Annotated in this window: 19 protein-coding genes and 1 tRNA gene; 10 read left to right on the top strand and 10 right to left on the bottom strand. The window is 68.2% G+C overall.

Translation table 11 applies throughout. The features are described 5' to 3' along the window. The first annotated feature begins 105 nt into the window (after positions 1–105). Positions 106–624 carry a SigE family RNA polymerase sigma factor gene (locus AB0J86_RS27835; RefSeq protein WP_363860574.1) on the top strand — a complete coding sequence of 173 codons (519 nt, stop codon included), beginning with the start codon at positions 106–108 and terminating at the stop codon, positions 622–624. Beyond that, positions 621–1,778 (top strand): hypothetical protein, encoded by a 1,158-nt coding sequence (locus AB0J86_RS27830; RefSeq protein ID WP_363860573.1) that lies wholly within the window; start codon positions 621–623, stop codon positions 1,776–1,778. The genes AB0J86_RS27835 and AB0J86_RS27830 overlap by 4 nt, the downstream gene beginning before the upstream one ends. 35 nt (positions 1,779–1,813) lie before the next feature. Here the strand turns inward: AB0J86_RS27830 and AB0J86_RS27825 are convergent, their stop codons facing one another. Next, a complete protein-coding gene (locus AB0J86_RS27825; protein WP_363860572.1) occupies positions 1,814–2,266 on the bottom strand; it encodes a carboxymuconolactone decarboxylase family protein in 453 nt (150 codons plus the stop codon). Between the two features lie 250 nt (positions 2,267–2,516). Here AB0J86_RS27825 and AB0J86_RS27820 point away from each other — a divergent pair, with 250 nt between their 5' ends. Further along, complete coding sequence (locus AB0J86_RS27820; protein WP_363860570.1) at positions 2,517–4,004, top strand: hypothetical protein; 1,488 nt, start codon at positions 2,517–2,519, stop codon at positions 4,002–4,004. Positions 4,005–4,128: 124 nt separating this feature from the next. On the opposite strand, the gene AB0J86_RS27815 is transcribed toward AB0J86_RS27820, so the two are convergent. Further along, positions 4,129–4,515: a hypothetical protein gene (locus AB0J86_RS27815; RefSeq protein ID WP_363860569.1), complete on the bottom strand. Its 387-nt coding sequence runs from the start codon at positions 4,513–4,515 to the stop codon at positions 4,129–4,131. Positions 4,516–4,651: 136 nt separating this feature from the next. Beyond that, positions 4,652–5,374, bottom strand: a complete 723-nt coding sequence (locus AB0J86_RS27810) for an SDR family oxidoreductase (RefSeq protein ID WP_363860568.1) — start codon at positions 5,372–5,374, stop codon at positions 4,652–4,654. A gap of 101 nt (positions 5,375–5,475) precedes the next feature. Between AB0J86_RS27810 and AB0J86_RS27805 the strand changes: the two genes are divergently transcribed. Continuing rightward, complete coding sequence (locus AB0J86_RS27805; RefSeq protein WP_363860567.1) at positions 5,476–6,312, top strand: helix-turn-helix transcriptional regulator; 837 nt, start codon at positions 5,476–5,478, stop codon at positions 6,310–6,312. A gap of 82 nt (positions 6,313–6,394) precedes the next feature. Here the strand turns inward: AB0J86_RS27805 and AB0J86_RS27800 are convergent, their stop codons facing one another. The 3 genes from AB0J86_RS27800 to AB0J86_RS27790 form a co-directional block, all read right to left on the bottom strand. Then, the gene (locus AB0J86_RS27800) at positions 6,395–6,877 is read right to left on the bottom strand and encodes a hypothetical protein (RefSeq protein ID WP_363860566.1); all 483 of its coding nucleotides are present in this window, start codon (positions 6,875–6,877) and stop codon (positions 6,395–6,397) included. Then, complete coding sequence (locus AB0J86_RS27795) at positions 6,874–7,320, bottom strand: HIT family protein (RefSeq protein ID WP_363860565.1); 447 nt, start codon at positions 7,318–7,320, stop codon at positions 6,874–6,876. Before AB0J86_RS27795 ends, AB0J86_RS27800 begins: the two co-directional genes overlap by 4 nt. A 651-nt stretch (positions 7,321–7,971) precedes the next feature. Then, complete coding sequence (locus tag AB0J86_RS27790) at positions 7,972–8,460, bottom strand: carboxymuconolactone decarboxylase family protein (protein ID WP_363860564.1); 489 nt, start codon at positions 8,458–8,460, stop codon at positions 7,972–7,974. Between the two features lie 71 nt (positions 8,461–8,531). On the opposite strand from AB0J86_RS27790, the gene AB0J86_RS27785 reads away from it, so the two are divergent. Beyond that, positions 8,532–8,693, top strand: coding sequence for a hypothetical protein (locus tag AB0J86_RS27785; protein ID WP_363860563.1), 162 nt, complete (start codon positions 8,532–8,534; stop codon positions 8,691–8,693). An 88-nt stretch (positions 8,694–8,781) separates the two neighbouring features. Here AB0J86_RS27785 and AB0J86_RS27780 read toward each other — a convergent pair whose 3' ends face one another. Then, on the bottom strand, positions 8,782–9,378 hold the full coding sequence (locus AB0J86_RS27780) for a YdeI/OmpD-associated family protein (RefSeq protein WP_363860562.1): 597 nt from the start codon (positions 9,376–9,378) through the stop codon (positions 8,782–8,784). A 9-nt stretch (positions 9,379–9,387) separates the two neighbouring features. After that, positions 9,388–9,795 carry a VOC family protein gene (locus AB0J86_RS27775; protein ID WP_363860561.1) on the bottom strand — a complete coding sequence of 136 codons (408 nt, stop codon included), beginning with the start codon at positions 9,793–9,795 and terminating at the stop codon, positions 9,388–9,390. 17 nt (positions 9,796–9,812) lie between these two features. Here AB0J86_RS27775 and AB0J86_RS27770 point away from each other — a divergent pair, with 17 nt between their 5' ends. The 3 genes from AB0J86_RS27770 (at position 9,813) to AB0J86_RS27760 (ending at position 11,560) form a co-directional block, all read left to right on the top strand. Beyond that, entirely contained in the window at positions 9,813–10,388 is a 576-nt protein-coding gene (locus AB0J86_RS27770) for a MarR family transcriptional regulator (protein ID WP_363860560.1), read from the top strand. A 585-nt stretch (positions 10,389–10,973) separates the two neighbouring features. Beyond that, positions 10,974–11,219: a toxin HicA gene (locus AB0J86_RS27765; RefSeq protein WP_363860559.1), complete on the top strand. Its 246-nt coding sequence runs from the start codon at positions 10,974–10,976 to the stop codon at positions 11,217–11,219. Next, the gene (locus AB0J86_RS27760) at positions 11,219–11,560 is read left to right on the top strand and encodes a toxin-antitoxin system HicB family antitoxin (protein WP_363860558.1); all 342 of its coding nucleotides are present in this window, start codon (positions 11,219–11,221) and stop codon (positions 11,558–11,560) included. The genes AB0J86_RS27765 and AB0J86_RS27760 overlap by 1 nt, the downstream gene beginning before the upstream one ends. A 708-nt stretch (positions 11,561–12,268) precedes the next feature. On the opposite strand, the gene AB0J86_RS27755 is transcribed toward AB0J86_RS27760, so the two are convergent. Beyond that, positions 12,269–13,699: a hypothetical protein gene (locus AB0J86_RS27755; protein WP_363860557.1), complete on the bottom strand. Its 1,431-nt coding sequence runs from the start codon at positions 13,697–13,699 to the stop codon at positions 12,269–12,271. A gap of 402 nt (positions 13,700–14,101) precedes the next feature. On the opposite strand from AB0J86_RS27755, the gene AB0J86_RS27750 reads away from it, so the two are divergent. Beyond that, positions 14,102–14,842 (top strand): hypothetical protein, encoded by a 741-nt coding sequence (locus AB0J86_RS27750; RefSeq protein WP_363860556.1) that lies wholly within the window; start codon positions 14,102–14,104, stop codon positions 14,840–14,842. A 249-nt stretch (positions 14,843–15,091) separates the two neighbouring features. Here AB0J86_RS27750 and AB0J86_RS27745 read toward each other — a convergent pair. Then, positions 15,092–15,181 (bottom strand) — tRNA-Ser (locus tag AB0J86_RS27745). A 76-nt stretch (positions 15,182–15,257) separates the two neighbouring features. Here AB0J86_RS27745 and deoD point away from each other — a divergent pair. Next, the gene (gene deoD / locus AB0J86_RS27740; RefSeq protein WP_363860555.1) at positions 15,258–15,965 is read left to right on the top strand and encodes a purine-nucleoside phosphorylase; all 708 of its coding nucleotides are present in this window, start codon (positions 15,258–15,260) and stop codon (positions 15,963–15,965) included. Positions 15,966–16,155 lie beyond the last annotated feature (190 nt).

Here is a 16,155-nt window from a genome sequence, read left to right as displayed (position 1 = left end):
TATTGCGACTCCGCCGGAAACGAGTTCACGGCCGGCCGTCCGTCGCCCACCCTTGATCGGGTCGAGGGGTCAACAGTGGCGGCGGCCCGGGGCGTTGAAAAGGGTGTGACCTTCGAGGAGTACGTGCTCGCCCGCGGGCCCGCGCTGGTACGGCTGGCGCGGTTGCTCGTACGGGACGCGCACCGCGCCGACGACCTGGTGCAGGAGGTGCTGGCGCGCGCCTATCCGCGCTGGGCACGGATCTGCCGGACCGACCAGCCCGACCGCTACCTGCGACGGATGCTCGTCAACGCGTCCCGGTCCTGGTGGCGTCGGCGGGCCAACCACGAGGTGGTGGTCGCCGACGTCGGTGACCAGCCGGGGTGGAAGGACATCGGTACCGAGGCGGCCGACCGGGAGGCGCTGTGGCGGCTCGTCTCGGTACTGCCCGACCGGCAGCGCGCGGTACTGGCGTTGCGCTACTACGAGGACCTCGACGACGCGTCCATCGCCGCCATCCTCGGCTGTTCGCAGGCGACGGTGCGTACCCACGCGATGCGGGCCCTGGCGGCCGTACGGGCACAGCTGGGCACGGCGGGCTGGCCGACCGGACCGACCCGGAGCGAGAACGGGAGGCAGCGATGAGCCCTGATCTGGACGAACACCTGGTCGCGACCCTACGACACCGCGCCGAGCGGGACATCGACGCCGACGCGCTGCTGCGCGGCAGTCTGCGGCGGGCGGCGCACCGGCGCAGGCGGCGGCTCGTCACGGCGGTGGGTACGGCCGGCCTGGTCAGCCTGGTCCTCGTGACCGCCGCGGTGACCGTCGCCAACCTCGGAGCCCCGGAGCCGCCACCCGCCGACCGCACCTCGATCAGCCCGTCACCGACGCCGTCCCTGCGCACCGCACTGCCCCGGCGCCCCGGTTCCGTACGGGAACCCGCGGTGGGCGACCACCGCCTGCCCACCCTGCCCGGACCCGGCGGTCCGAGCGTCCTCGCCCGTCCCGACCTGGTGGCCACGGACCCGTCGGTGGTGCACTTCTCCGCCGGCAGGATTCCCCTCCTCGTGCAGGAGGCCGGTTGGGTGGTGCAACCCGGTGTCGCGGAGCGGATCTCGCTCGGGTTGCTCAGCCGGGCGGGGAACGCCGCCAGCTTCTCGGTCGCGCTGACGCGGGGCCAGGGCCAGGAGGAGCTTCCGCCGGAGTCGGCGTCCGCGCCCGGCGACCTCCCGCCGGTCACCCGTACGGTCCAGTTGGCCGGCCGACCGGCGACGCTGACCACGTTGGAATCGGCCGACGGCCGGTTCCAACACTGGCTCCGGTGGAGTCCCGCCGACGGGCTGACGATGCTGGCGACTGCGGACCAGCTCAGCGAGGGCGAGGTGGTGGAGATCGCCGACGTCATCGACTTCGGGCAGACCTCCCGCTGCGCCTCGCCCGTACGGCTCACGGCGGTGCCGCCGGGGGCGTACCTGACGGCCTGTTCGATGCGGGTGAGCCTCGACCGCTCGCGCCCGTACGTGAACGTCGCGCTGGAGGTCGGCGACGTGCTGGTCAATGTGACGGCCGGAGATTCCTCGCCGCCGCCTCCGGCCGGCTGGTCGACCCCACCCCGCGTTCTCGGAATTCCGGACCTCGCCGGTTGCGCGGTCACACTGAACGTGACCGGCCCGGCGCCGGATCCGCAGGCCAGAGGTCAGGTGGTCGCCGACGGGTTCCGCCGCGAGGGCGACTGCCGCCGGCCCGAGACGTGGCCCGTCGGACCGCCCGTACCGCCCTCCGCGCTCCGGCGCTAAGGCCTGGCTCACCGGGCTCGGAGGGCGTCGGGCGGTTACGACGCGACCGGCAGCAGACCCCGTTCGCCGAAGACCTTCTTGGCCACCATCGTCGCGTTGATCGCCCGGGGAATGCCGCAGTAGACGGCGGCGTGCAGCAGCGCCTCGACGATCTGCTCGGGGGTGAGTCCGACGTTCAGGGAGGCATTGACGTGCACCTCCAACTGCGGTTCGCAGCCACCGAGCGCGGTCAGCATGCCGAGCGTGACGAGCTGCCGATCGCGGGGAGCCAACCCCGGCCGCTGGTACATCTCGCCGAAGGCCCAGGCGACGATCTGGTGCCCGAGTTCCGGCGACACGTCGGCGAGCGAGTCGACCACCCGCCGTCCGCTCTCCCCGTCGATCCGGCTCAGGATCCGCATGCCGCGCTCGAAGCTCTCCTCCCGGCTCTCGGCGATCGGGGTGGAGTCGCCGCCGGGCCGGCCGAACTGGTCGTTTCCGCTGTTCATGACCGACACCGTAGGTCTTCGAGTGAACTCGAGGTCAATCGTCGGCGACACGTCCGCCGTACGGGGCCGAATACGGGGGTACCGGAATGTCGACCCTTCGCGCTCGTGGCATACGCAACTCCTTTTCGTGTGACGAAGACCCGGCGCCAGAAAAGACTGAACGGCAAGCTGGTCGCGCCGTCCCAACGGCCCATGGAGCACGAGATCTTGACGGGTACGATCGCTGAGTTATCGACGGGGAGGAATGTTCGTGAATCGTGAACGCCTGCTACGGGCCGCCGCCTGGCTCGGCGCCTGCGGCATCGGGCTGCTCGGCGCCAACGCCGTCCCGCCAGTTTCCGCGGCCGCCTTGCCCACCGGAACGCAGCTGGAATTCGACCACACCGCGCTGCTACCGGAATCGTCCGGCAAGGTGCAGTCGGTCTACCTCTACAACTACGACAACGATTTCACGCTGGACGACGTCAAGGTCACCATCGAGACCGCCGGGCTCGCCGGCGTCGCCACCGCGAAACTGGAATTCGACTTCGACCCGTGCGAGCAGGCGGGCACGACGATCACCTGCACGTTCGACAGCCTCGCCTCGGAGAACCTCTTCGCGGGCATCACGCACCTGAGAATCCGCCCGGAAGCGGGCGCGAAGGTCGGCGCCGAGGGCGAGGTGAGCGTGAAACTCACCAGTCGCGATCGGGCGCCGATGGTCAAGACCTCGAAGGTCACCGTCAGCGAGGCGGTCGCCCTGGAGGTCGGACCGATCATCACCAAGAAGGCGAAGCCGGGCGACACCTTCACCAACCCGATCTCGGTACGGAACGACGGGGACAACGCCATCACCGGCGTCGACCTGTTCTTCTTCTACGAGGCCATGTTCACGGTGCCGAAGCGGTACGACAACTGCGAGTACGGCAGCTTCGCCGCGTACTGCCATTTCGACGCCACCCTGGACCCGCACCAGGAGTACGTGCTCTCGGAGGACCTGCCGCTGCGGCTGCGCCCCGAGGTGCCGGCGCCGGGGGTCGCCGGCGCCACGTTCGACTGGTCGACGCCGGTCGACGGGCGCGACCACCTCGACATGGTCCGCGCCACGAACCCGGTCCGCGGCACTCAGGGCACCCTGCGGCTGGTGCGGAAGCCGGTGGCGCGCGCCTCCGGCCCGCAGACGGACACCTCGTACGGCTCGAACTCGCAGAGCGTGATCCTCACGGTCGAGGGGACGAACCGCTCCGACGTGAGCGCCGTCGCCGGTCGGGTCAGCGCGGCCGTGGGAGCCACGGTCACCGCCAGGATCGGCGTCAAGAACCTCGGCCCCGCGTACGCCTCGGGCCTCACGAAGCCGGCCGCGGTCGTGGCGTTCGCGCCACCCCCTCACACCACGGTCACGAGCGTCCCCGCCGGCTGCGCGAAGGCCGGACTCGGCTACACCTGCGAGACGGCGGTCCACCCGCTGGCGGTGAACGGCGCCGTGACCTGGGACTTCGGGCTGCGCGTCGACGCCGCCGGCGAACTCGTCGGATCCGTGCTGGTGAAGCCCTCGAACCCGGACGCGAGGTCGGACAACGACGTGGCCAAGCTGGTCGTGAACCCGGCCGGCGGCGCCGGCGGCGGTGAGGAGGAGCCGACGCTGCCGATCACCGGCGTCTCCGGCCCGGTGCTGGGCGGGGCCGCCCTTGCGCTGCTGGCCGTGGGCACGGTCATGTACCTGGTCGCCCGGCGGCGGCGTACCCGTTTCGTCCCCTGACGTACCTCCGCCCGCAAGCCTCGTACGGCCGGCTACCGGCCGCGGCCACGCCGGCGACGCCGGGCGATTGCGACAGTGAGAACGCCCGGCGGGTCCCTTCGGACCCGCCGGGCGTTCCGCCTTCTCAGCGGCCGGACCCGGGCTCCACCCACCGGCGGATGGCGTCGATCGTCGTCTCCGGCGAGGTGTTGAAACAGAACCGGATCCCCGGCGACGTCGCGACCAGTACGTTGACCAGCCGCTCGAACAGGAGGGTGTGCTCGGGGGCCATCCGCACCCCACCCCCGATCATGACCAGTTCGAAGGGTTCGCTCGACACCCGTTCACGGACGGCCTCCGCCGCCGCCTCGGGATCGGCGCCGACCAGACACGACACCGCGTCGAACCCCGCCGCCCGCAGCGCCGCGTTTCCCTGCTCGATCCGCGCGGTCAGCGTCGCCTCGTCGATGCCCGGATGTTCGGTGTAGTCGAGTGCGCCCGGATGCAGCCCGACCGTCAGAATTCTCGCCATCTCCCGCTCGCTCTCGTGTGGCTTCCGCCTTCTCGGTCTCGTGTGACGCCGGCTTCTCACTCTCGCGTGGCGTCCACTTCTCGCTCTCGCGTGGCGTCCACTTCTCGCTCTCGTGTGGCGCCGCTGCGGGCTGCCACTACCAGGGGACGGAGCCGTCGCGGTCGAAGAAGCCACCGGTCGGTCCGTCCGGGTCCCAGGTGGCCAGGCGGATCACCACATCGGTCCCCTCGGTCACGGTGTGGATACCCGTGTGATTGTTCATGTCGGTCGCCGGGAAGCCCGGATCGGCAGCGTTGACCTTGAAACCCGGCAACGCCCGAGCGTACTGGGACACGATCATGTTGAGCGCCGACTTCGACGAGGCATAGTCCAGGCTCAGGAAGCCGGACTCGGGGCGGGTCGGGTCGCCGGCGTTCGTCAGCGACGCGAGACCGCTGGAGACCATGACGATGCGAGGCTGCCCGGACTTCCGCAGCAACGGCAGGAACGCGCGCGTGACCCGAACCTGACCGACCACGTTGACCTCGTACAGCCGCCGCAGCGCGTCAGCGCCCAGCTCGGCCGGATCCAGCAGCGGGCCGCCCACTCCGGCGTTGTTGACCAGTACGTCCAGGCCGCCCACGCGTCCGGCGACCGTCTCCACGGCAGCCGCCACCGATTCGTCCGAGGTCACGTCGAGCTCGACAAACTCGACGTCCAGCCCCTCGCCCACCAGCTCGGCCGCGGCCCGCGTGCCACGTTCCCGGTCCCGGGCGGCCAGAAAGACCAGCCAGCCCTGTCCCGCCAGGCGCCGTACGGTCTCCCGGCCCAGCCCCTTGTTCGCTCCGGTGACCAGCGCCACCGTCTGCACGTCCGTCATGGGCCGATCGTCGGTGCGCGCACCCGGTCCCACCAGGGCGGCCGGGGCCTGGGACCGGTGGTACCAGCCGAACGGCGCGACCCGTGCGGCATGATCGGGAGGTGGACCGCGCCGGACTCGCCGAGGTACTCCGCAGCGCCCGGGCTCGCGTACGGCCCCGGGACGTCGGGCTGCCGTCCGGTACCCGCCGCCAGGTGCCGGGCCTGCGCCGGGAAGAGGTGGCGATGCTCGCGGACCTGAGCGTCGACTACGTGGTCCGGCTCGAACAGGGGCGCGGCCCACGGCCCTCGCCCCAGGTCGTCGCCGCGCTGGCCCGGGCCCTGCGCCTCGACGAGGACGACCGCGATCTGGTGTTCCGGCTCGCCGGGCACGAGCCGCCACCCGCTGGACGTGTGGCGACGACCGTTCGACCGAGCCTGCTTCGACTCATGGACCGGATGTCGGAGCTGCCCGTCCTGGTGCTGTCGGCCAAGGGCGACGTGCTGGCCTGGAACCCCCTCGGGGCGGCGCTCCAGGGTGACATGTCCGCCTGGCCGCGGTCGCGGCGCAACCTCATCTGGCAACGCTTCCTCGGTAGCAGCCGCTGCCAGGTCGCCGCCGGACCGGACGAGGACGACGCCGCCGCCCGCGCCTCGGTCGGTACGCTGCGCGCCGCCCAGGCCCGTTACCCCCGAGACCCCGAACTGGCGCGGATGATCGGAGAGCTGCGCCGGGGCAGCCCGCGATTCGACGAGCTCTGGCGGGAGGGCACCTCCGCTCGGTGGCGTACCGCGACCAAGAGCATCAACCATCCCGAGCTGGGCACGATCGAACTCGACTGCGACACCCTCCAGGTACCGGACAGCGATCAGACCGTGCTCGTCTACTCGGCCGAGCCGGGCACCCGCGAGGCGATGGCGCTCGACTCGCTCCGTACGCCCTCGGCACGGCGCTCCTGAGGGGCCCCGCCGGGACGGCCTGATCCGGCAGCGACACGAGTCGGACCCGCGTGGCGACCTCGGCATCAAGCAGAGCGAGTCACTACCCGGTCAACACTCCAATGAGGCAGCCGATAATCACGAGGGATCCATAGAAGGGAGCAACCGACCAGGAGAACCAAACGTTTCGGTCCGGGAACCAACGACCGATGCGCAGCTGGATCTTTTGCCGCAGCGTGACCGCCGGAAGGGCGGGATCGTCGGCATGGGAGGGGTCGAGAGAGAATAGCGGGACCTCTCTCGTCCCGCGCGCCACCGCGTCATAAAGTCTCCGGTAGGCCTTTTCCTGCCTCAGATAGTTGGCGTCCAGGAATCCGAACAGGAGCACGGCCGCGACACCCAGTACGGCGACGGAACCCACCCCCGTCGTCAGAGCGTATCCGTAGGCCGCGGTCACGACCGGGAGCAGCCAGCTCTTCGCGGCGGCGGAGGCTGTCGACATCCGCGCGACGACGGCCTGAATATAGTCCAGGTGCCTGCGCCGGTCGTCGGCGTCGACGGCACTTCTCTCGCCAGCCTGCGTCACCGCGCACCCACCTCGTCGCACTCGTATCGGAGTCGCTCCCAGACGTCGTCCTTCTGCTTCTCCGAGTAGCTGGTTTCCGGCGGCCAAATTGGGCCCACTCCGTCGTTGGACCAACGGGGGACGATGTGAACATGCAGGTGGAACACGCTCTGCGTGGCGACGGCTCCGTTCGACTGAATTATGTTCAGCCCCTCCGGCGCTGTTGCGCGCTTCACCGCATGCGACAACCTCAGGGTGACTCGGGCCAGGTGGGCGGCGGTCCGCTCGTCCAGTGACCACACATCGGGTGCGTGGATACGCGGCACCACGAGCGTGTGCCCCAGGGTCGCGGGCTCCAGTGGAAGGAAGGCGACCGCGCTCTCGTCGCGGTAGACCTCTCGGGCGCCCGGAGCCTCGCGCCGGACGATCTCGCAGAACGGACAGCTGGCTTTGGCGGTCATCATGAACGGACCACACCCTGCCTTGACCACGATTCCAGACTTGCGACCAGCTCGTTGTAGCCGATATGAGGCTCGCAGTGGAAGCTACAGAGAACCGACTTCGCCACGATGCCTTCCTTCGCCGGCTGGTGTCGCTTTTGCGGCGGCTGGGTCGCCCGGTGCTCTCCGATCGTCGCACCAGCGTATGACACCCAGGCACGACCCGCCGCGTCCGCAACCGACAACAGGCGAGTCGGGACGCAATCGAAGTGAACAAATGGTGGCAAACCATACACTCCGGAAGGCGCGCGTCGTGAATGCGGCACTCGTCGCGCACCGCCGGCAGCAGGAGATCGAACGCACGAGCATCGCGCTTCGCATTCGCCGACCCGATCGTACTTACTACCACTGCGTCAGCCCTGGCTGACCTGAACACCCCGACCTGGCGGTGGTCGGTTCGCACAGCCGACTACCCCGGGCACGGGCCGCCCACATTCCCATTGACGAAACGCCGGGCTGGCCCCAAGCGGACCAACCAGGCGTTTCGACCTGCTCAGTGGCGCTGGCGGCGACTGCACCAGCGGAGGGTCTGCCAGCCGTCCTCGTCCGAGCGGCATCGCCTACCTATGTCACCCGAGTCCGCGGCCAGTCTGCCCGGGCCAGCAATTCTGCTGTTCAGCTGGGTTGGCTGGCCGGTTGGATGGCTTGTTCGACCCAGTCGCCGCCGATCTGCCTGGTGACGGCGTTCAGGCGGTTCCAGGCGTTGATCGTGGCGATGGAGATCACCAGTGCCGCGAGTTGCGGCTCGCTGTAGTGGCGTGCCGCTTCGTCCCAGACTTCGTCGGGGACGGGGTCGGGACGGTCTGCGAGCCGTGTTGCCGCCTCGGTCAACGCGAGCGCGGCACGCTCGGCCTCGTTGAAATAGGGTGCCTCCCGCCAGGCCGAGACAGCGAAGATCCGGGAGCTCGGTTCACCGGCGTGCTCCAGTTCGCGGGAATGGGCGTCCACGCATACGCCGCATCCGTTGATCTGGCTGGCGCGCAGCTGCACGAGGTAGTGGGTGACCTCCGGTATCCCCACGTCGTGCACGGAAGCAGCGAGCTGCTGCAGAGCCTGGAACGCTCCCGGGACGCTCAGTGCCGGGTTCTGCATCCTTGCCTTCATGATTTGTCCTGTCATCGGGGCCTTCTGGCGGGTCTACTGCCATGAAACGGCGGGCGTGGGGGGTGTGACCGATGCACGGCTGGCCGGCCGCGCGTTCTGAGGAGCAACGCGAGCGGCTGCGGGCGGCGCCCCACCGGATGCTCGGGTCGCTGAGCGAGGCCGACGACGCCGTGCGGGAGACCTGCCTGCGGGCCAGCCGCGCTGACACCAGCACCGGCGTCCTGTTGGCCTGACTTCCTGGTGAAGCAGGCGATCGATCCGTACGGCATCAGCGACCACCCGGTCGCGGTGTGCTGTCGGCGCCGGGCGGGATGGGGACCGTCACGGGCGATCCTTCCGGGGCTTGCGTGGGTGGATGGATTCGCCGCGAGCGAGCATGTCGACGTACTCGGCCAGCTTGCGGTCCCGAGTTGTCGGACGCTTGACGGCGTTGAGCCGGTAGACAATGGCGTAGCGGTTGGCGGCGTCCAACTGGTCGAACGTCGCGGCCGCGGCGGGATTGGCTGCCAGCGCCTGGGCCAGATCGGGCGGGGTCTGCATGTCGGCCTGCCCGCGGTAGGCCGCCTGCCACCGTCCTTGCGCCTTGGCCGCGTCGACGGCCGCGATCCCGGCTGGTCGCATCCGTCCAGCCTCGGTGAGGCGAGCGACGTGCTCGACGTTCCTGGCGGACCAGGGGCTGTTCGGCCGGCGGGGCGTGAAGCGCTGGCGGTAGCTGTCGTCGTCTCTTCGTGCGATCTGCCCGTCGATCCAGCCGAAGCACAGCGCCTCGTCCAGCGCTTGCGGGTAGGTCAGGGTCGTCGTCTGACCGCCCTTCTTGTGCAGCACCAGCCACACGCCCGGATGGTCGGCGTGATGGCTGTCCAACCAGGTGCGCCACGCCTCGGCGTCCGGGACGAGCAGCTCCGCGAGATCGGACACGGCGGAGCGCTACGGCGTGGCCACGGGACGGGGACTCAGACAAAACGGTTGGCCGTCGGGGTCGAGCAGCACCCGCCAACGCCCAGCTCCGGGTTGGAAGTCAGGTTGACTGGCTCCAATCGCGCACAGGCTCTCGGTCGCCTCGTCGAGGTCGTCCACCTGCAGATCGAGGTGGAAGCGCTTGACGCCAGCCTCATCAGGCCACTGCGCGGGCCGGAATCCCTCGATCTTGCCAAAGCCGATCTTGATGCCGTCGCCTTCGACCATCCCGTAACTGTCGTCGCTGTAGGTGACCTCCCAGCCGAGCGCGGCCGCGTAGAACCGCGCCAGCCTGGCCGGGTCCGCGCTGTCAATGTTCACCATCGACAGCGCCGCCACCGACTCGCCGCTCGCGGACCTGGACTGTGTATGACTCATGCATATAACCTAGACCGATGTCGAGAACGCAGTCAAGCCGCCAGCACGTAGCCAACGTCCTGGGCGCGTTGAGCCTCGTAGTCGCCGACCGGATGAGCGCCGCCGTCGAAGCGGTCGCGGCGCTCGGCCCCTCGGCACCCGCCGCCCTCGCCGCCTTGCACGAGTTCCTCGATGGCGGATCGGTCACCCAGTTGAGCGCCGCGCTCGGCCTGACCCACTCGGGCACAGTCCGCCTGGTCGACCGCCTCGGAGCCGAAGGCCTCGTCGAGCGGGCCGGAGCGCAGGACGGACGGGCCGTATCCGTCGTGTTGACCCCACGCGGCCGTCGCCTGGCGCTGCAGATACGTCAAGCACGCGAGAAGACACTGACCAGCGCGCTGTCCGCACTGACCCCGGACGAGCTCGACAACCTATCGGCAGCGCTGGACACGATGCTGACCACGGTCACCCTCGCCCGAGCCGAAGAACGCTCCGCCCACGGGCACGGCCGTTCACAGCCTTGGCTGTGTCGCCTCTGCGACTTCGCCGCGTGCGGCCGAAGCGAAGGCAACTGCCCGGTCAACAACGCGGTGACGACCAGCGACCAGAGCTAGCGCGACTCGGCCCGGAGCCAGCGTAGGGAGCAGGTTGGCATGGCACCGGGTACGCGTACCGCTGGGCTGAGCGGCAACTGAGACCATCAAGCGAAACGCCCGGCTGGTCCGTTCGGACCTGCCGGGCGTTTTGCCTCTTCAGTGGCGGTGGCGGCGGGATTTGAACCCGCGGAGGGCGTAAACCCTCACACGCTTTCGAGGTCTGCCAGTCACCGTTCATTCAAGACCGGCACAGTCCGCGAGCTGCGGCGATGGCCGTTGCCCGGATGTGGCCGGTCGCTGCTGAACCCGCCTGAATGAGACGACGATTGAGACGGCCTCCCCTCCGGCACGCACCGCCGCTACGCAGCCGTCGACAGGCGCTGTCGGCCTAGTGAGGCGGCAACCACAACGGCTGTTTGTCGGTGAGTGTTGCGGCTACACCCTGCTCGACGCCAACCAACACCTCCGTCGATGGCAGTTTTCGTGACGTCCTGCTGTCGGAGGCGTGGCCGGGGATCGAGCAGCTGCTTGCGCAGACATCGTGACGGGTGGGCATGGCCCAAAGCGTTGCCGCCCTGGTACCACTGGCAGTACTATCAGGGGGTGCCCTCGGTAGAGAAGATCATAGAGGCGATGCGAAGCAACCCGCAGGACATCACTTACAACGATCTCAAGAGGGTGTGTGAACACTACTTCGGAGAGCCGAGACAAGTTGGCACCTCCCACGCAGTGTTCAAAATGCCGTGGGCGGGAGACCCGCGCGTGAATATACAAAACGACAAAGGCAAGGCCAAGGCGTATCAGGTGAGGCAAGTACTAAAGGCGATCGCCAGGAAGGAGGGCATGTGATGCAAGCCGCCCATCCCGAGGTGACCCACTACACCTACCGCGTTACGTGGTCAGCCCAGGACAACGAGTTCGTCGCCACCTGCGCCGAGTTTCCATCCCTCTCGTGGTTGGCCGCCTCGCAGATCGAGGCCCTGCAGGGGCTTCAGGACCTACTGCGTGACGTGGTCGCAGACATGGAGCAGCAGGGCGAGGAAGTACCAGAGCCATTCGCCGAACGTAGCTACTCAGGAAAGTTCAATGTTCGCGTCGGAGAAAGCCTGCACCGCGAGCTGGCAATCCACGCCGCAGAGGATGGGCTAAGTCTCAACCAGTACGTCCTACGGAAGCTAACGGCAGCCTGATCATCACAGGATGCCTCGGCATCCCTGCAGGGATGCCGAGGCATCCTGCATCTGCGATCCTGGCCCAGCGTCTTCTGAGAGGGTGTCTCGACCTGCGGCTCAGCGACTCGATGGGGTAATTGCAACGACGCTGAATGCAACCAGAACTGCAACCAGTCGGGTCAGGCGGCGTGTGCGGTGAACGACGGATGACGTGCCCCCACGCCTGGCCCCTGGGCCAGCAGGTACCCCGACCGATCACACCCCAGTTCGTGGGCGGGCTCGGTACAGCCCGCCCTTCTCCCACCCTCGGCCGAATAACTCGTCTGCCACCAGATGCCGGGCCATAGTCACCATCGCCCGCCTACGACTCTGGCTCACCGATTCTGCGGACACGTCCAAGCCGACAACTCCACCTTGTCGTACGGCTTGAGGGGCATCGAGCGGATCATTCATCGATCCTCCGTGTAAATGGCTCGCCATGTGTTCCACGCTGACAGGGCGTGCCAGAGAAACACGCTGCTGCGTGCCCCGGTCCGACGCTTCGGTCGTGAATCTCCTGCGAGGCCCCCTGACAGTCATGATCCGCCCCGTTGCGCAGCTCGTATCGTACTTGCCGCCAAGCACGGATGATCGGCGGAAGCTTTGACAACGTCTCGCCCACCTGCGCCAGCAGAAGCGTGAGGCAACCAAAGGCGGCAAGGATGATCAGACTCAGGTTGTCCCAGCTCACGGGGTGCACCAGTCGAGTAGCGCCTGGCGAGACATCCAGTTGAGGGCGTCCACCCCCAGTTGATCGGGCGCTTCAAGTAATGAGGTCTCCACCGCCGCGAGGTCGGCTAGCGCCTCGGGCGCGCCGGACCGGTCCAGCAGGGCGAGACGCTCCATCGCTGAGGTGACGGCGTTGGGCCAGCCTGGCATTCCGAAGTGAGTGGGAGCCTTGAACGCGGCCGAAGCGGCTCTGTGCAGCAGTGCGGCGCGCCAACCCCGCTCACGCATCACCTCCGCGGTAAACCAGACATGGTCGTTGACGTGCCGGACGAACTCCGCCACAGATACGGACGTCGCCCGCAACGCGAAGCGCGAGCCGCCGGCCCACGGAAGGTCCATGTCCGAGGCGACGGCCACGAACGCGAGCAGCACCTCAGGCCCGTCGCTCCGCGCGGCCACCAGTGCCGCGCGGGCCCGACGGTACAGATCAACGCTCTGGGCGAAGATCTCCCCGTCGTTCGGCCCGTCGTCGGCCGCGTGGATCGCGTTCAGCAGCCCCTCGCGCCAGGCATCAGCTACCAGGCCGACCGCCGCCGCGCTCACCAGGGCGTCCGTGTCGTCCGTGTCGATCCCGAGGTGCGCCAGGACAACGGAGGCTTGCTCCTCGATGTCTGAAAGTGGCGAGTGCTTCTGCTCGGCCTCAGTCTTCCCAAAGGGGGTCGCGAGCCGAGGTGACAGGGGATCGTGCTTTGCCTGCTCCACGCTGATGCCGTGCTCCGCCAGATCATCGAAGACGGCGTCCGGCCCGCAGTCGATGCGTGTGAAGTCGTGGCGTCCCGAGCAACCTTCCGGGCATTCGAACTCCTCGCACATCTCGGGCTCCTCGGGGTGCCCCTCGTTGAGAAGGTGATAGGCCAGCCGCTCCGCCACCGCCTCCCGCGCCGTAATCATGGCCAGCTTGAGCCGGAAGGCCTCGTCCTTCATCTCCGGATCCTCACGATCCACCGAGGGCGGTGGTTCCGGAGCGTCGGGGACCCAGGTGTACGCGGACTCCAGCGAGACCAGTAGCCGGGCGACACGTAGTGCCTCGGTATCTTCGTCCTGGGCCAACCCGGTCACAGCCTCAGCGGCCTGCCGCACGCTGGTGAGCCGGGCAAGATAGCGCCCACGTACCGGCATCCAGGACGCGAACTCCGCACGGGCACGCTCGGCGTCGTGGGACAGCGCAGCGTCGCGGGCCCGTCGCGCCCGGGTGACCAACCGGGCCAGACAGGGTCGGCATCCGAACAGCCCGGATGCCGGCGTCGGCCCAAGCGGTACGGCAGCAAGGTCCTCACCGAACGGCTTGTCGCACAGGCAGCAGTCCAAGCCGCCCACCTGCCGAGACGTGGGTATGTCGAGCAGCACGGCGGCGCGGATCGTGTCATAGGCGTAGGGAGGGATGTGCATGCGTGGCAACTCCTCGGACGAAGGCGCTCCGTCGGCGCCTTCTCCATGCTCACCTCACCAGTCGGCCGCGAGTCACGGTTTGACGAACGGACCGGCTAACTTGACGAACATTGACTCGGCCCTAGCTCATGGCTCCTACTGTGCTGGCGAAACTTGACACTCTGAACAGGGAGGCATCCCTTGGCCGCTTCCAGTACTCCATCTCAGCCAGCAGGCCGACAGCGAGAGTTAGCAGAAGCGCTGCAGGAACTGCACCGCTCGGCGGGCCGGTTGAGCTTCCGAAAGGTAAGCGCGCTCATCCAATGCCGAGACGACCTGTTGTCAGCCGCGAGCTACGAGACCGTACGCTCCGCCGTCAACGGGACACGGAGGCCGCGCTGGGAGACTGTCCACGACATAGTCGTGGTCCTGGCCGGACTGTGCAATCCGCCCCGGAACGAGAAGTCCGAGACAGCCAGGTTCCTGCCGCTGTGGCGCGCGATTGGCGAAGGGGAATCCGGCGCGCTGAAATCGTTCCAGGAGCTCGTCAACAGCGGCTGGGGAGGTGAGGATGGCAAGTGGACGCCAGAGCTAATCATGGGCATATTGGTCAACCCGTTTAGCGCCATCGAGATCCATCCATCCCTTGCCGTCCCGCACGAGCCACTGATGTCTGAGGACCAATGGGTCCATGCGATGGCGCGGTTCATCGAGGAGCAGGGGATCGAGCATGCGCTGCGGGTCCTGTTACACACGCTGAAGGGTGACTACGTCGGGGCGGAAGAGGGTGCGCCGTACGGCTACCGTAATCCCGACCGGGAGGCTCTGGAGGCGCACGCGGCCTACCGGTACGGCTGTCAGGAGATTCTGAGGCGACTTGGCCGCGAGCCGAACCTCCTCGCGGAGTCGATCCGTGCAATGCGTGCCGACGATTCGATGGACCGGGAAGACCGGGCGGAGATGCTGGAGAACGAGTCGGATCTGAGTCTGATGCGCGAGGTGATGATCGTGACTCCGGACACCTGGGACGAGGTGTCGGAGGAGACACATCACATGGTCTTCGGTTACCTGATCAAAGAGATCGGTCCGGTAGGCCCGCTCGGGCTTCCAGACGCCGAACGGTTCCGGATCATCTGGCGCATTCCCGAGTCGCCTGCGGCGTAACCTGCTCGCCCGTTTGGGGCCCTCGGGCGAAGGCCGTCTCGCGCGGCGAGAGCTGCCATCGCCAATTTATAGGCGGGATTCTGTACCGGATGCGGACCGGCCGCCACACAACCGGCGCAAGAAGCACGAGGAGCCCAGCAGGCGAGCGAGCGCGCGTGCTGGGCGAAGGAGCGATCGAGACTAGGGATCTTGAAACGACGAAACGCCCGGCGGGTCCTTTCGGACCGGCCAGGCGTTTTGCCTGTTCAGTGGCGGTGGCGGCGGGATTTGAACCCGCGGAGGGCGTAAACCCTCACACGCTTTCGAGGCGTGCTCCTTAGGCCACTCGGACACACCACCGCCGAGAAGGGTACCCGATGCCCCGCGCCGCCGTCGCGGGGGTATGACCCCGGTGGACCTGGCAGGATCACACCCCATGAGTACGCACATCGGCGCCAAGCCAGGAGAGATCGCCGAGCGGGTCCTGATGCCGGGCGACCCGCTGCGGGCCAAGTGGATCGCGGAGACCTACCTCGAGGACGCCAAGTGCTACTCGACGGTGCGGGGCATGCTGGGCTTCACGGGCCGCTGGTCGGGGGTCGAGGTCTCGGTCCAGGGCTCCGGCATGGGGATGCCCTCCGCCTCCATCTACGCCCACGAACTGATCAACGAGTACGGCGTGAAGACGCTGATCCGGGTCGGCACCTGCGGCGCCCTCGGCGAGGACCTCCAGCTGCGGGACGTGATCGCGGCCAGCGGGTCGTCCACCGACTCGAACATGAACCGGATGCGCTTCGACGGGCTGATCGACTACGCCCCGGTCGCCGACTTCGGGCTGCTGCGTACCTCGGTCGAGGTGGCCGAGCGGCGCGGCATCAGCATGCGGGTGGGACCGATCCTGGCCGCGGACGCCTTCTACACCGACCGGCCGGACCTGTACGACACGCTCGCCGACTACGGCGTCCTGGCGGTCGAGATGGAGTCGGCGGCGCTGTACACGATCGCGGCGCGCTTCAAGGCCCGTGCGTTGACGGTGCTGACGGTCAGCGACCACATCAAACGCGGCGAGAAGACCAGCGCCGAGGAGCGGGAGCAGACCTTCGGTCAGATGGTCGAGATCGCCCTCGACACCGCCATCGCCTGAGTCCGCGTTCCACCGCCCCTCCCCGTAGACCTCGGCGATCCGGACTACCTCGTCGGCGTCGAGTACGACGGCTCCTCCCACCTCGACCCGCGCCGCCTGTGGCGCGACCGGGCCAGGCACAACTGGCTCGCGAAGCGGGGTTGGGCGATGCGCTACTTCACCGCCGCCGATCTTTACCAACAACCCGCTC

Origin of the sequence: Micromonospora sp. NPDC049559 (assembly GCF_040676675.1) — a bacterium.
Classification (GTDB): domain Bacteria; phylum Actinomycetota; class Actinomycetes; order Mycobacteriales; family Micromonosporaceae; genus JBFAPK01.
This window is presented reverse-complemented; position numbering and strand designations above follow the sequence as displayed.

Bases quoted from the DNA above. Each gene is read 5' to 3' on its own strand.
- deoD (WP_363860555.1), top strand. From the start codon at position 15,258: ATGAGTACGCACATCGGCGCCAAGCCAGGAGAGATCGCCGAGCGGGTC.
- AB0J86_RS27775 (WP_363860561.1), bottom strand. From the start codon at position 9,795: ATGAGTCATACACAGTCCAGGTCCGCGAGCGGCGAGTCGGTGGCGGCG.
- AB0J86_RS27830 (WP_363860573.1), top strand. From the start codon at position 621: ATGAGCCCTGATCTGGACGAACACCTGGTCGCGACCCTACGACACCGC.
- AB0J86_RS27795 (WP_363860565.1), bottom strand. From the start codon at position 7,320: ATGATGACCGCCAAAGCCAGCTGTCCGTTCTGCGAGATCGTCCGGCGC.
- AB0J86_RS27760 (WP_363860558.1), top strand. From the start codon at position 11,219: ATGCAAGCCGCCCATCCCGAGGTGACCCACTACACCTACCGCGTTACG.
- AB0J86_RS27810 (WP_363860568.1), bottom strand. From the start codon at position 5,374: ATGACGGACGTGCAGACGGTGGCGCTGGTCACCGGAGCGAACAAGGGG.
- AB0J86_RS27770 (WP_363860560.1), top strand. From the start codon at position 9,813: ATGTCGAGAACGCAGTCAAGCCGCCAGCACGTAGCCAACGTCCTGGGC.
- AB0J86_RS27815 (WP_363860569.1), bottom strand. From the start codon at position 4,515: ATGGCGAGAATTCTGACGGTCGGGCTGCATCCGGGCGCACTCGACTAC.
- AB0J86_RS27790 (WP_363860564.1), bottom strand. From the start codon at position 8,460: ATGAAGGCAAGGATGCAGAACCCGGCACTGAGCGTCCCGGGAGCGTTC.
- AB0J86_RS27785 (WP_363860563.1), top strand. From the start codon at position 8,532: ATGCACGGCTGGCCGGCCGCGCGTTCTGAGGAGCAACGCGAGCGGCTG.
- AB0J86_RS27825 (WP_363860572.1), bottom strand. From the start codon at position 2,266: ATGAACAGCGGAAACGACCAGTTCGGCCGGCCCGGCGGCGACTCCACC.
- AB0J86_RS27755 (WP_363860557.1), bottom strand. From the start codon at position 13,699: ATGCACATCCCTCCCTACGCCTATGACACGATCCGCGCCGCCGTGCTG.